The sequence below is a fragment of the Acuticoccus sp. I52.16.1 genome, assembly GCF_022865125.1.
GTDB lineage: Bacteria > Pseudomonadota > Alphaproteobacteria > Rhizobiales > Amorphaceae > Acuticoccus.
Map to the genome: position 1 here is coordinate 4,138,644 of NZ_CP094828.1, position 13,123 is coordinate 4,151,766.

The 13,123-nt window shown below is 69.3% G+C and carries 11 protein-coding genes; 7 read left to right on the plus strand and 4 right to left on the minus strand.

Going from position 1 to position 13,123, the window contains the following annotated elements; translation table 11 throughout:
- The first annotated feature begins 69 nt into the window (after positions 1-69).
- Both MRB58_RS18685 and MRB58_RS18690 read left to right on the plus strand, forming a co-directional pair.
- Positions 70-1,020: a TIGR02594 family protein gene (locus MRB58_RS18685; RefSeq protein ID WP_244778600.1), complete on the plus strand. Its 951-nt coding sequence runs from the start codon at positions 70-72 to the stop codon at positions 1,018-1,020.
- A 225-nt stretch (positions 1,021-1,245) separates the two neighbouring features.
- Positions 1,246-3,777, plus strand: a complete 2,532-nt coding sequence (locus MRB58_RS18690; protein ID WP_244778601.1) for a hypothetical protein — start codon at positions 1,246-1,248, stop codon at positions 3,775-3,777.
- Between the two features lie 72 nt (positions 3,778-3,849).
- Here the strand turns inward: MRB58_RS18690 and MRB58_RS18695 are convergent, their stop codons facing one another.
- Both MRB58_RS18695 and MRB58_RS18700 read right to left on the minus strand, forming a co-directional pair.
- Positions 3,850-4,539: a class I SAM-dependent methyltransferase gene (locus MRB58_RS18695; RefSeq protein WP_244778602.1), complete on the minus strand. Its 690-nt coding sequence runs from the start codon at positions 4,537-4,539 to the stop codon at positions 3,850-3,852.
- 4 nt (positions 4,540-4,543) lie between these two features.
- Positions 4,544-5,344, minus strand: coding sequence for a CoA ester lyase (locus MRB58_RS18700; protein ID WP_244778603.1), 801 nt, complete (start codon positions 5,342-5,344; stop codon positions 4,544-4,546).
- Positions 5,345-5,578: 234 nt separating this feature from the next.
- Here MRB58_RS18700 and MRB58_RS18705 point away from each other — a divergent pair, with 234 nt between their 5' ends.
- The 4 genes from MRB58_RS18705 to MRB58_RS18720 all read left to right on the plus strand — a co-directional run bounded on the left by MRB58_RS18705 (position 5,579) and on the right by MRB58_RS18720 (position 10,237).
- Entirely contained in the window at positions 5,579-5,968 is a 390-nt protein-coding gene (locus MRB58_RS18705; RefSeq protein ID WP_244778604.1) for an antitoxin Xre-like helix-turn-helix domain-containing protein, read from the plus strand.
- Positions 5,965-6,657, plus strand: a complete 693-nt coding sequence (locus tag MRB58_RS18710) for an RES family NAD+ phosphorylase (protein ID WP_244778605.1) — start codon at positions 5,965-5,967, stop codon at positions 6,655-6,657. The genes MRB58_RS18705 and MRB58_RS18710 overlap by 4 nt, the downstream gene beginning before the upstream one ends.
- A 34-nt stretch (positions 6,658-6,691) precedes the next feature.
- Complete coding sequence (locus MRB58_RS18715) at positions 6,692-7,624, plus strand: LysR family transcriptional regulator (protein WP_244778606.1); 933 nt, start codon at positions 6,692-6,694, stop codon at positions 7,622-7,624.
- Between the two features lie 126 nt (positions 7,625-7,750).
- Positions 7,751-10,237, plus strand: a complete 2,487-nt coding sequence (locus MRB58_RS18720) for a cation:proton antiporter (protein ID WP_244778607.1) — start codon at positions 7,751-7,753, stop codon at positions 10,235-10,237.
- Positions 10,238-10,275: 38 nt separating this feature from the next.
- Here MRB58_RS18720 and MRB58_RS18725 read toward each other — a convergent pair whose 3' ends face one another.
- Together MRB58_RS18725 and MRB58_RS18730 are read right to left on the minus strand one after the other, a co-directional pair.
- Positions 10,276-11,634 (minus strand): hypothetical protein, encoded by a 1,359-nt coding sequence (locus tag MRB58_RS18725; protein WP_244778608.1) that lies wholly within the window; start codon positions 11,632-11,634, stop codon positions 10,276-10,278.
- Positions 11,635-11,715: 81 nt separating this feature from the next.
- On the minus strand, positions 11,716-12,351 hold the full coding sequence (locus MRB58_RS18730; RefSeq protein WP_244778609.1) for a DUF1134 domain-containing protein: 636 nt from the start codon (positions 12,349-12,351) through the stop codon (positions 11,716-11,718).
- A gap of 121 nt (positions 12,352-12,472) precedes the next feature.
- Here MRB58_RS18730 and MRB58_RS18735 point away from each other — a divergent pair, with 121 nt between their 5' ends.
- Entirely contained in the window at positions 12,473-13,072 is a 600-nt protein-coding gene (locus MRB58_RS18735) for a histidine phosphotransferase family protein (RefSeq protein ID WP_244778610.1), read from the plus strand.
- The last annotated feature ends 51 nt before the right edge of the window (positions 13,073-13,123 follow it).

Genomic DNA, 13,123 nt, shown 5'->3' on the forward strand with positions numbered 1-13,123 from the left:
GAAACCAAGCACTCGTGCGGCGCGCGGGTGCTTTTTTCTTTGTAGTACTCATGTGTAGGGGGTCACACGATGCAGGATCGTGTTCCGTGGCTCGATTATCTCAGCAACCATGTTGGACTGAAGGAGGTTCCGGGGGCGCAGCACAACCCGCTGATCGTCGAGTGGGGCAAGCAGTCGGGGATCGACTGGTGGAACAACGACGAGGACGCCTGGTGTGCGGTCGCGGTGAACGGGGCACTGGTGAACTCGGGCTATCCGTCGACGCGTTCGGCGCTGGCGCGGTCGTTCACGCGCTATGGCACGCGCCTGTCGTCGCCTGTGCGCGGGGCGATCGTGGTGTTTCCGCGGGGATCCAATCCGCTCTACGGGCACGTCGGCATCGTGGAGAGCGTGCGGGCGGACGGGACGATCGTCATCATCAACGGCAATTCGGGCAATGCGGTGCGGCGCTCCGTGTTTCGCACCTCCTCGATCCTGCCGGACGGGATCCGCTGGCCTCCGGGCGCGGTGGCGCCGTCGGAGAGCGGGCCGGTTGCGGTGGATGTTCCGCTCGGCGCGCGCGTGCTGCAGTTCGGCAGCCGCGGCGAGGACGTCGAGGCGCTCCAGCGCGACATGAACGTGTTGAACTATCAGCTCACCGTGGACGGGGTCTTCGGTGGGCGCACGCGCGATGCGGTCATGCGCTTCGAGCAGCGGCGCGGGCTCAAGGGCGACGGAATCGCCGATCCGGCGATGTTGGCGGCACTGACGGCAGCCGTCGATGCGCGAACCAAGCAGGATGATCGTCGCAAGACGGCGGAGAAGGCGGCTGCGCCGATCGCCGGCGCTGGCGCCGCCGTCACGGTCGGCGCCGCGGCAACGTCGACGGTCGACATGGCCAGCGATGTGAGCGCGGTGGACGGCGGGACCATGATCGGCATGGCGGCCATCGCCGTCGCGGTCGCGTTGGTCGCGGCGATCCTCCTGTGGCGCTACTCCATCCGCCGGGCCGAAGGGCCCATTCTCGACGAGGCGGTCTGACCGCGCGCGGCTGGCGGATCGAAGCTGGCTGCGCAATCCGTGACTTGCCCGCCTCCGGTTAGCCCGGGGGCGGGCCTCGAGCGCTTTGAGCTGCGGTGCAGCCGGGTATCTGCGCGGCGAACAATGTTCGCTGGCCGCCGGGCCGCGCCGCGCCGAGCCGGCGCTCGTCGTGTGTCACCGCCCCTTGGTGACGTTCGCAACCTTTCCAAGCATTGGAGATAAACGATGGTCGGTTTAGGCCTTGGCCCGATCCGGGGGGCGCCGTTCAGCCCGGCGGCCGCCAGCCGTGATGTGGCGCAATCGAACCACATCCCGGCAGACGTGAAGCTCATGTACCTGAAGGGCTATGCTGCGGAAGCCGATGGCGGGGCGCACTCCGTCAAGCGCGTCGCCAGCGAGCCTTCGCACGCGGGCAAGGTCCGTACCGCGGACCGCTACCTGCCCGATGGCTCGGTGAACCAGGCCAACGGCGGTTGGTGGGAGATGGCCGAGCCGATGCCGACGCCGGAGATGTTCGGCGCGATCGGCGATGGCGTCGCCGACGATACCGCCGCCATCACCAACTGGCTGAACTATGGCGGCGGACGCACCGACGATGGCAGCAAGGTCTATCTCTTCGACCCGGTGCTGCTGACGACGCCGGTCTCGGTGATCTGCGCGCGGGGAACGACGTTCAAGCTGCGCTCCGGCTGGTCGACCTGGCTGGGCGAAGCGGGTCATATCGAGGTGCGCGCCGACTTCCGGTGGTCGGGCGGGCGCTTCGACGGTTCGCGAACCGATACCGATGTGATGGCGGGACTGCTCGACATCCTCGGGACGAGCTCGGCCGATGAGGTGCTGAACCAGTACAAGGCGGCGATCTTCGTGCGCGTCGGCAGCGAGGATATCGACGTCGACCTGCGCGATATCGAGGTGGTGGATCACGTCAACCTGGCGATCTACTGCAAGGGTACGACCACCGGCGCGGTGACGGGCACGATCGACGATATTCGCTCCGAGCGATGCGGTTTGGGCTATCGCTTCGACCGGTGCCGCGATCTCTATATCGGCTCGATCGGGGCGCGGGATGTCGACAATCGCCAGGCGGGCGACAACGACGTGTTCTTCCCGTCCTTCTTCCACGTCGTGCACATGCTGCGCTCGACCAACTGCCCGGTGCGCAGCATCGACATCGAAAACGTGACGGGCCGCGCGGGCCGTCACGGCACCTCGTCGGCGTTCATGAACGGCATCACCTGGGTCGGCAACGTGCGTTGCCCGATCCACTATGCGGGGGTTCATCGCATGGGGGCGGCGGCGGGGCAGCCGTCGGATTATGGCGGGCAGAACGTGCGTGAGACGGTGTCCATGCTCGGCGTGTCGTGGATCTCCAACGACAGCGCGACGCGGTTCGACGAATTCTCGTTCTTCGGCACGGCGACCCAGGGCATCGAAGTCATCACCGACTTCGACATCAGCTTCGGGCGGATGCTGCTGTGGTCGGACGGTGGGCGGCAGAACGTGCTCTCGGGCAGTTCTGCCGTGAATGCGCATGGCGATGCGCGGCCGCCCGAGAACGTGGGCAACGGGCGTCACAAACGCACCAGCCGTATCACCTTCTCCGAACTCATCATCCGCGGTCAGTGGCACTACGGGATCTGGGCCCGCAAGAACGTTATCGAGGTGGGCGTCTGCTCGATCCGGGAGTGTCGCGCCGACCCGATCTTGCTCGACAACGACGGGCAGATCGAGTTCGAGGGCAGCGAAGAACCGCAGCGGCCTTCGGTCATCGTGCACGATGCCGACATCGCCTACTGCGGCGGCCAGGTGCGGGTGGTGAACGGCGAACGGCTGGAGATCCACTCCGGGCGCGTGTCGGACAACTGTCAGCGCTCGGGCTACGACGATCCGACCCTCGCCGGATCCGCCTTCACCCGGACACACGGCGTGGCGTACGACGGGTCGGACACGAACTCGGACGCGGTCGAACGCATCTACGTCAGCCCGGACGTGCAGACCAAGCCGCTGTCGAAGGCGGTGAACGCGTCGACCGGGATCTCGTTCATGCCCGGCCTTCCGGTGCGGGGGTCGGACGAAACGGTGCCGGAGCTCGACCTCTACTATGGTTTCATCACCGCGACCGAGCCCTCGGAAATCCATCTCGGCCAGAAGCTGGTGCTGAAGGATTTGAATGGGTCGACGGACATCACCGTTTGGCCTGTGTACAGCTCCGGTGACGTCTTCATGGTCGAGGTGGACGACGCGCAGAAAGCCATCTCGTGGAGTGCGAGCGGGCACGTGTCCAGCCTCTCCGGTAGCTGGGACCACGTCCTGGACGCCAATCAGGTCGACGGCACCGGCGGCGATCTCTCCGACGATCTCGACGGCCCCGCTTATATCAGCACGCCCTATGGTGTTCTGCGCTTCCAGAACATCCGCAACGAGAATTCGTTCTACATCGATCAGTCGAGCGAATGGGGAACGGACCCGGTCTACACCGTGTCGCAGTCGTTCTCCGGTGCGACGCTTCAGGTGATCGACACCGGCTACACCTATGCGCTCAGCCAGACGTCGGATTACTCGGTGAAGCACGCGAACGTCGTCGCGCCGTCGGCCGGCATCGTGAGCCTCAGCAGCTACACCAAGGCGCAACTTCCGGCGCCGACCGGTCATCCGGGGAACGTGGTCTACGTGTCGGACGAGGCGGGCGGCTCCGTGCTGGCGTTCTCGGACGGATCGAACTGGCGCCGCGTGACCGACCGCGCCGTCGTCACCTGACTCAACGAGACGTGAAGAGCCGGCCGGGGGATCCCCGGCCGGCTCTTTTTTGCGTTTGCCGCCGTGTGCCGCTCAGGCCGGTTTGCGCAGCACCGCGACGGCGTTTTCACGGTCGGCGCGAAAGGAACCGTCCGCGGCGGAGAGGCGGTCGTAGGTGGTGCGTGTCGCTGTCACCATGTCCGGGGTCAGCGGGCGCCACAGCGTCGGCATGTGCATCATGCGGCGCTCGAAGTCGGCGAAATCGACGAAGGCGACGGGCGACAGGAAGGTGAACGCTTGCACGGGCTCCAACACCCGGCAGCGCGCGAGGGCGGCCTGCGCCTCGGCCCGAACCTGCGCCTCGTCGTGGAAGTTGCGCATGATCTCGTCGAACGGGCCGCGAGCGACGGGCTCGGACACGTAGAGCATGCCGCCCGGCACCAGCACGCGGGCGATCTCCTCGAGCGCCTTGTCCATCGCCGGCACCGGCACATGGTGCAGTGACTTCATCATCAAGACCACGTCCACGCTGGCATCCTGCGCCGGCAGCGCCTCGGCCGAACCGGCGCGGAAGTGGACGCCGGGCGTGTCGGTGCTCGACGGCAGGGCGTCGGCAAGGTCGATCCCCGTGGCCTCCGCCGCGGCGGCTTTCTCGACGAGGGCGTGCGTCAACGTACCCCCGCCGCAGCCGACATCGAGCACCCGCGCCCCGTCGAGCGGGATCAGGCGGGCGATCAGCGTCAGTTCGTCGGCGACGATCTCGGGCGGGTTCGTGGGAGTCATCGGGTCAGCCCTCCGTCACGGCCGCGATGAGGCGCCGTGCCCGCTCCACCACCGGCCGATCGATCATCCGCCCGTCCAATTGGACGGCGCCGACCCCCGCCGCTTCCGCTGCGGCGACGATGGCTCGGGCGTGTTCCTGTTCGGCCGCATCCGGCGCGAGCCCTTCGTGGACGCCCGCGACCTGCCGCGGATGGATGCACAGCTTCCCCCCAAAACCCAACCGGCGCGCGTTGCGGACCTCGGTCGCGAGTTGCTGCGGGTCGTCGAGCGACAGCGTCACCCCGTCCACCGGCGGTGCGATTCGCGCAGCCGCCGAAGCGACCGCGATCTGGCACCGCGCGAAGTCGAACGCGGTCGCGTCGTCGCCGATGCCGACGTCGTTCTGATAGTCCACCGACCCGAACGCCAGCTGAAGAACGTTCGCCACCTTGGCGATCGCCCGCGCTTCGAGGAGGCCCTCGGCCGTCTCGATCAACGGGACGAGCGCGCGGCCGGCCGGCAACGCGGCGCCGATCTGCGCCAGGGTCGCCGCATCTTCCGCCTTCGGGACCATCACCACCATGACATTCGCGTGCCCGGCGAGGGCGAGGTCGTCCTGATGCCAGGGCGTGCCCGCCGCATTGATGCGCAGGGCCGCGCGCCCCCCGCCGTCGAGCCATTCGGCGACCGCCTTGCGCGCGCCGGCCTTGCCTTCCGGCAGGACCGCGTCTTCGAGGTCGAGGATGACCACGTCCGCCCCCGAGGCGACCGCCTTGTCGAACCGCTCTGGGCGGTCGCCAGGTACGAAGAGATAGCTGCGGTACATCACGGGTCGTCCTTCGATGTGGTTTCGTGCCGGCGCGGCGGTGCGACGATGGGCATGACGGTTCGTCGCCGATTCGCCGCTTGCGGCAGCCGACACCAAGCCTTCCCGCATTTGCGCCTGAAGTCCATGCGCGGGCTCCGTTTCGGCTTCGGTGGGTTCAGAACCAGCCTCGTCATATGGACTTGAAATTCGGGTCATATGGACCTATTCTCGGTCCCAGGAGGAGGGACAGCCATGGTCCATGCCATTCAGGAGCGGCCTGCGGTCGACGCCCAGGCGGTCGGGTTGAAGGCGTTCGGCAGGATTGCCGACATCTGGGCCTTGAGCGGTCGTGAGGCCGCCGACCTGGCGGATATGTCCGAATCGACCTGGAAGCGCGCCAAGAAGCCCACCTTCGCGGGCGAGTTGACCCGTGACCAGTTGCTCCGGCTCAGTGCGATCGTCGGCGTCTACAAATCGCTGGAGCTGTATTTCGACGCCCCATTGTCTCACACGTGGGTCAAGCACGCGAACCGCGGCCCGCTGTTCGACGGCGAGCGTCCCATCGACGCCATGATCGCCGGAGGTCTGCCGAAGATCCTGCGGGTCCGCACCTATGTCGACGCGCTGCGGGGCGGCGCTTGAAGCTGACCGAGATCAACGACCGCGGGCTCGTCCGCCTCATCTCGGAGACCCACCACAAGCCTCCCGTCCTGCGCGGCCTCGTCGACAGCGACGAGGAGGCCGCCGTCCTCGCCGAGCTGGAGGGCCTCACCAGCGCGCGGCTGATCGCCGAGCGGGAAGGGAGCGTCGCACTGGACCGCCGCGAGCTGGTCTTCGCCCGGCGCGCCAACGATCTGAAGGTCTACGGGCAGACCCACATCAACGCCGCCTTCATCTACACGCGCCCCACCGGCAACCGCTTCAACGGTCCCGAGCGCGGCGCCTGGTACTGCAGCTACGACGTGCTCACCTCGGCGGAGGAGGTCGGCTATCACCGCACGCGCGAGCTGGGATACGTCGGCATCTACCAGGGCGAAGCCCGCTACGTCGAAATCCTGGCCGACTTCATCGGCACCTTTCCCGATCTCGCCGGCGCGGCGGACGATCCCGCGCTCGACCCCGATCCCGACGTCGGCTACGCGGCCGGCCAGGCCCTGGCGCTCACGCTGCGGCGCCAGGGGCACCGGGGGATGCTCTATCCCTCGGTCCGCCGCACCGGCGGTCGCTGCCTCGTCGCCTTCGACCCCGGCATCATCCAGAATGTCCGCCCGGGGTCGAGCTGGCGCCTCGTCTGGAACGGCACGCCAGACTATACGATTGAGGGGCTCTGACCGATATCCTCTCGTATTCACATAGGCGCACGCTATGAATTTCGCGCAGATCCGCGCCTTCTACTACGTCTTTCGCGAGGGGGGCGTCGGGCGAGCGGCGCACATGCTCAACGTCTCACAGCCGACGATCTCGCAGCATCTGAAGGCGCTCGAGACGGAATCGGATGTCCACCTGTTCGAGCGGCGCGGGCGCGGGCTGGCGTTGACGGCCGACGGGGCACAGGTCTTCGCGGCGGTGGAGCGGCTGATGCGCGCGGCGGCCGAAGTGGAAGACGCGCTCGCCCACGAGGGCACGCTCGACGGGGGCAACCTGCGTGTGGTGTCGGATTCTCCGCCCCTTGCAGTGCGCCTCCTCAAGCGGTTTCGAGACCGTCACCGCAACGTCGCCGTCGCGATCACCGTCGCCTCCAAGGCCACCATCATGTCGCAGTTGGAGGAGGGGGAGGCGGACGTCGGCATCACCGTCGAGCCGACCCTCGGTGCCGATTTCATCGGCCTGCCGTTGCAGAGCGAGGGGCTGTCGCTGTGCGTGTGGCGTGATCATCCGCTGACGCGCATGCGCCATGTCGGCGTCGGGGTCCTGGCGTCGGAGGTGCTGCTGCTGCGTGAGGCGAGTTCGCGCACACGCAGCCTGCTGGAGCAGGCGATGGCGCGCCTCGGCGTCAGTCCGCACGAGGTGGTCGAGATCGGCGATCGGGAAGCGCTGCGCGAGGCGGTGGCCGCCAAGATCGGAGTCACGGCGTTCGCGATGTCGGAGTGCCCGCCCGACCCGCGGCTGCGCTACCTGCCGATCCACCAGCCGGAGTCCGGGCTCGTGCTGCACGAGCATCTCGTCTTCCGCAAGCGCATCCGGGCGCGGCCGGAGGTGGCCGCCTTCATCGAGATCGCGCGTGAGTACGGCACCGTCGCCGCCGCCGATGAGGCCCGCCCCGCGCCCCGGCGCCGCCCGCTTGCCCCCACCGGCTGACGGGCGCGATCCGCGCAAGGGGCGCACCCACGCCGGCAGGGCGGCGAACGGGCGATGAGTGCTGCATCCCGGCGCGAATGATGCGATGTTCGCCCGGCTCCCTCCGTCGCCTACCCAGTCAGTTGCATGGACATTATTCTCGTTACCGCAGTCATTGCGTCGCTGTTCCTCGTGATCGGGGCGGCCGAGCCGCTCGCGGCCCGTCTGCGGCTCCCCTACACGGTGATCCTCGCCGGCCTCGGCATTCTCATCGCGTTGGCGGCTACGTTCTTCCTGCGCACCGAGCTGACGGACGCGCTGAATCCGATCGCGACCGCGATTCTCGACTTTCCAATACGCTCCAATGTCTTCCTCTACGTCTTCCTGCCGACGTTGTTGTTCCAGGCCATGCTCGGCGTGAACGTGCGGCGGATGCTGGACGACTGGGTGCCGATCCTGGTGCTCGCCGTCGTCGCCGTGGTCGTCGCGACGCTCTCGGTCGGCTACGGCCTCTATCTCACCGGCGCGCTGCCGTTGGCGGCCTGCCTGCTCATCGGCTCCATCGTCTCCACCACCGACCCGTCGGCGGTGGTCTCGATCTTCCGGTCGATCTCCGCGCCGCAGCGGCTGGCACGCATCATCGAGGGTGAGAGTCTCCTGAACGATGCCGCGGCGATCGCGCTGTTCGGCCTCTTCATGGGCTTCGTCATGATGGGGATCCCCAACCCGTCCCTCTTGAGCGCGCTCGGCCAGTTCCCGGTGCTCATCCTCGGCGGCGCGGCGACCGGGCTCGTCCTGGCGCGTCTCGCGGTGTCTGTGATGGCGATGTTCGCGCGCTACGAGCTGGCGTTGATCTCCATCTCCGCCGCGCTGCCCTACATCGCCTACATCGTCGCCGAGCAGAGCATCGGCGCGTCGGGCGTCATCGCCGTCGTCGCCGCGGGATTGACGCTGAACCTCACCGCTCCCGGGCGGCTGCCGCCGGCTGCCTGGGCCAACATGCGCGAGGTCTGGAGCCTCCTGGCGCACTGGGCCGGCGCGCTCATCTTCATCCTCGCCGCGCTCCTCATTCCCCGCCTCCTCGAGGGCTTGCGGGTCGACGACCTTGCCCTCGTCGGGGTGGTGGTCGTCGCGGCCGTCGCGGCGCGGGCGGTGATCCTCTTCGGCCTGCTGCCGCTCCTGTCGCGGCTGAAGGTCTCACCCGTCGTCGAGCGGCCCTACCGCGCGGCGATCCTGTGGGGGGGCCTGCGCGGGGCGGTCACGCTGGCGCTGGCGCTCGCCGTCACCGAGAGCATCCGCGTGCCGATGGAGACCAAGCGCGTGGTCGGCATCCTGGCGACCGGGTTCGTCCTCTTCACCCTCATCGTGCAGGGGACGACGCTGCGCTGGGTGATCGGCCGCCTCGGCCTCGACCGCCTGTCGCCGCTCGACGAGGCACTCTCCAAGCAGGTCGTCGCCGTCGCGTTGCAGAGCGTGCGCGAGGACGTCTCGCGCTCCACCGAGAACTACGAGCTGACGCAGACCATCGTGCGTTCCGAGGCCAAGCGCTTCGCCGAGCGGCTCGATCGGGCGGTGAAGGCGGCGGAGGACCACGAGCACCTGCTCGACCGCGACCGGATCACGCTGGGGCTGATCGCCGTCGCCGCCGCCGAGCGGGACACCATCATCGCCCGCATGCGCGAGCGGATGATCTCGGCGCGTCTCGCCGAGACGCTGCTGCGCGAGGCCGACCGGCTGATCGAGGCGGCGCGCGGCGGGCGCTCCCTCTACGAGCACACCGCGCGCGAGAGCCTCGCCTACGGCCGCTCCTTCCAGATGGCGGCGAATCTGCAGAGCCGGCTGGGCATCGCCGCCCCGCTCGGGCGCATGACGGCGGACCGGTTCGAGGCGCTCCTGTCACGCCGCCTCATCCTGCGCGACCTCGACGGGTTCATCGACGGGCGCATCCGCCGCATCCACGGTCGCCGCGTGGCCGACCTGCTGCACGACCTGGTCGCCCGCCGGGTGGACAACCTGGAGACCGCGCTCGACGGCCTGCGCCTGCAATATCCGGGCTATGCCGAGGAGATGGAGCGCCGCTTCATCCGTCGCACCGCGTTGCGCCTCGAGGAGCGCGAGTACACCGCGATGCGCGACGACGGGCTCATCGGCGCCGAGCTGCACACCTCGCTGATGCAGGGGCTGACCGCCCGCCGGTCCGCCGCCGAGCGCCGCCCCAAGCTCGATCTGCTGCTGCAGCGGGCCGAGCTGGTGCAGCAGTTCCCCCTGTTCGCCGACCTCGACGAGCCGACCCGCCGGCGATTGGGGCAGAACCTCGTCACTCACTACGCCAACACCGGCGAGGTGATCATCGCCAGGGACACGGTGGCCAAGAGCGTCTACTTCATCGCCTCGGGCGCGGTGGAGATGGAGCGGGCGGGGCAGACCTGGCGGCTCGGGCGCGGCGAAATGTTCGGCCAATTGTCGATCCTGGAGCAGCGCCCGCTGCGCGCCGAGACCCGCTCGATCACGCTCTCGACCCTCCTGGTGCTGGACGAGACGCGTTTCCGCCGCCTGCTGGCCCGCAGCCCCACCATTCGCGAGACCGTGAAGGAGAGCGCCGTGCGTCGCGGCGAGGCGCTGACCAGCCTCTGACGCCCCCGCGCGCTCGCGCCGCCCCGGCGGCGCCGCAATCAGCTGGAGGCGCGGGCGGCCTTGAAGGCGCGGATGCGCTCGGCGAGCGACGGCTCTTCGCCCGGCTTGCCCGTCGGTGCGGTGCCGGCCATCGTGATGAACTTCTCCGCCAGGGTGCGCAGCTCCTCACGCAGGGCCGCCACCTCGTCCGGGCTTGCCGCGCCCGCCGACTTCAGCGCCGCGTTCTCGGCCCGCAGCGCTTCGACGTCGCGGCGCAGCGCGGCCAACTCGCCGCCGTCGGGCGTGGCGTTGGCGGCCGCGTCCATGTCGCGGCGCATCGCCTCCAGCTCGCTCAGCAGGGCGTCCTTCTCTCCGCGCACGGTGTCGAGCCGCTCCTCCAGCGCCCCCAGGCGCGGGTCGGTGCCACCCTCGCGCGCCGCGGCACCGAGCTCGCGCACGCGCGCCTCCAGCTCGTAGATCTTCTGCTGGCGCAGCTCCAGCAACGCCTCGTTCTTCTCCACCTTCGCCCGCGCCTCGCTCTCGACCCGCTCGTGGGAGGCGATGGTGCCGCGGAGCTGATCGAGGTCATAGGACAGGCGCGACAATTGCTGGTTGGCGATCCGCTCGCGCCCCTCCACCGCGTGCAGCGCGGCGGTGAGCGAGGAGACCTGGTCCTCCGTGTCGGTGGCGCGTGGGGCGAGCGCGGCGCGCAGCTCGGCGATGGTGGTGTCGCGCGCAGCGATCGTCTTGCGGGCCTCCACGAGGTCGGCGACGGTGCCGGTCACCCGCTCCTCCAGCCGGGCGCGCAGCGTGTCCCGCTCCTCGCGCAGCGCCTTCGCCTCCCGCTCGGCGACGCCCTTGGCCGCCTGCGCGGCGGCGAAATCGCCCGAGGTCGGCCCGCTCGGCGCCGCGTCGGGGCGGACCAGGCGATTGGTCGCGGTGGCGAGTTCCTGGCGCAGCTCGGTGATGGTCCTGGCGCGCTCTTTGGCCTCGGCGTCGGCCTTCGCCGCGTCGGCGGCGGCCTTGTCGCGTTCGGCGGTGCGCTCGCTCAACGTGCGGGCCAGGCTGTCGCGTTCCTCGGTGAGGGCGTGCAGGCCCTGCTGCCGATGCGCCGCGTCGTGCTTCAGCCGCTCGATCTCCTTGCGCAGACCCGCCGCGATGCCCTCCTGCTCGGCGATCTTGATGGCGCTGTCGCCGCCGCCGTGGCCGCGGGACTGCGCCGCGGCGAGCCGCCGCTCCAGCGCCGCGATCTCCACCGCGTGGTTGGCACGCATCACGTCCTTCTCGGCCTGCATGGCGGCCAGATCGACCGACTCGCGGCGCGAGCGCTTGCTCATCACCGAGGAGATGATCGCCAGCACGATGAAGGCCACGACCGCACCGAGGGCGATGAGCGGGAGGGTGAGGTCATCGAACAACGGGGTCACCTCGTGAATGGGCCGGAGTTGGGCCTCTCATACTCCGCCCCGAGGAAGCCTGTCACGACCGTTAAGTAGGCTTCAGAACGGGTTCCACGTGGGCTGCGGCGTGAACTTCAGATATCCGACGTTGAGGCCGAGCCGCGCGCCGACACCGGTGCGCACCGGCACCACCACCATCTCCCCCGCGACGACGACGTTCATGCCGAGCCCGCCCAGCGCATAGGCCTGCCCCTCGACCCCGCCGAAGCGGCCCATCATCGCCTGTACGTCACGCAGATTGTAGACGAGCATCATGACGCGGCTGCCCGAGCCGCCGAAGTCCCAGCCGATCGACGGGCCCTGCCAGAAGATCTTGTGCCGGCCGAGCTGGGTGGTGTTGAGGACACCCTCGCCATAGCGCAGCCCGCCGAAGATCGCGCCGGAGGCCTCCTCGCCGAGGATGTAGCCGTTGGGCTGGCCGAAGCGCGAGAAGGCCTGTTGCAGGAGCTGGGCGAGGCTGCCGGAGGTGGCGCCGAAATAATCCTGTCCGGCGGCGAGCAGCTCCTGCGCCGTGTAGGTGTTGACGCGTTGCACCTCCGGCTCGCTGGTGACGGCCGCGGTCTGGGTGGGGGCCGCCGCGGCGTAGGGGGCGGGCTGATAGGACGTCTGCGCGGATGCAGGGGCACACGCGAGGGCCGCGCCGAGCGCAGCGACGGGGACAACCTGGCGCAACATGGGACACCTCCGACTTCAGGGGCTAGGGTTCAGGACGCGGCGGGCGGGGTGACCGATCGCCGAATCATGGTCTCGAACACGTCTCGATGCGCGGCGCCGTTCGCGCGCCACGGGGAAACAGATGCAAAGCGAACTCGACCTTGCGAGCCTGATGGCCTCGCGCCTGTGCCACGACATCGTCGGCCCTGTGGGCGCGATTCAGAACGGCCTGGAGCTGATGGCCGAGGACGAGGCGATGGCCGAGATGGCCATCGACCTCATCAAGAAGAGCGCACACCAGGCCAGCGCCAAGCTGCAATTCGCGCGCATGGCCTACGGCGCCGCCGGCGGGGCGGACGTCCTCGATCCCGGCGAGGCGGGACGGCTGACCGGCGAGCTCTTCAAGGGCGAGCGGGCGTCGTTGGACTGGGCCTGGGCCGGCCCGGCCGAGCCGCGCATCGCGGTCAAGCTCGGCATGCTCCTCGCCACCTACGCGCTCGGCGCGGTGCCGCGCGGCGGTACGGTGACCGTGGAGCACGTCGACGGCGCGATCACCGTCACCGCCGCGGGCGACACCCTGCGCAACCCGCCCTTCGTCGACGTGGTGGGCGGCAGCGGCGACGTCACCGAGCCGCAGGGCGTCCAGGCGAAGATCATCGCCATGCTCGCCGAAAGCGGCGGCTGGCGGGTGGACGTCGCCTCCGACGGCTCGCGCATGACCTTCCGCACCGTCCCGCTCTGACACGCCGGGGCCCCGGCCCCGGCCCCGGCCCGGAGGCGCGCCCCCGCGCGG

Bases quoted from the DNA above. Each gene is read 5' to 3' on its own strand.
- MRB58_RS18730 (WP_244778609.1), bottom strand. From the start codon at position 12,351: ATGTTGCGCCAGGTTGTCCCCGTCGCTGCGCTCGGCGCGGCCCTCGCG.
- MRB58_RS18720 (WP_244778607.1), top strand. From the start codon at position 7,751: ATGGACATTATTCTCGTTACCGCAGTCATTGCGTCGCTGTTCCTCGTG.
- MRB58_RS18685 (WP_244778600.1), top strand. From the start codon at position 70: ATGCAGGATCGTGTTCCGTGGCTCGATTATCTCAGCAACCATGTTGGA.
- MRB58_RS18695 (WP_244778602.1), bottom strand. From the start codon at position 4,539: ATGACTCCCACGAACCCGCCCGAGATCGTCGCCGACGAACTGACGCTG.
- MRB58_RS18690 (WP_244778601.1), top strand. From the start codon at position 1,246: ATGGTCGGTTTAGGCCTTGGCCCGATCCGGGGGGCGCCGTTCAGCCCG.
- MRB58_RS18705 (WP_244778604.1), top strand. From the start codon at position 5,579: ATGGTCCATGCCATTCAGGAGCGGCCTGCGGTCGACGCCCAGGCGGTC.
- MRB58_RS18715 (WP_244778606.1), top strand. From the start codon at position 6,692: ATGAATTTCGCGCAGATCCGCGCCTTCTACTACGTCTTTCGCGAGGGG.
- MRB58_RS18735 (WP_244778610.1), top strand. From the start codon at position 12,473: ATGCAAAGCGAACTCGACCTTGCGAGCCTGATGGCCTCGCGCCTGTGC.
- MRB58_RS18700 (WP_244778603.1), bottom strand. From the start codon at position 5,344: ATGTACCGCAGCTATCTCTTCGTACCTGGCGACCGCCCAGAGCGGTTC.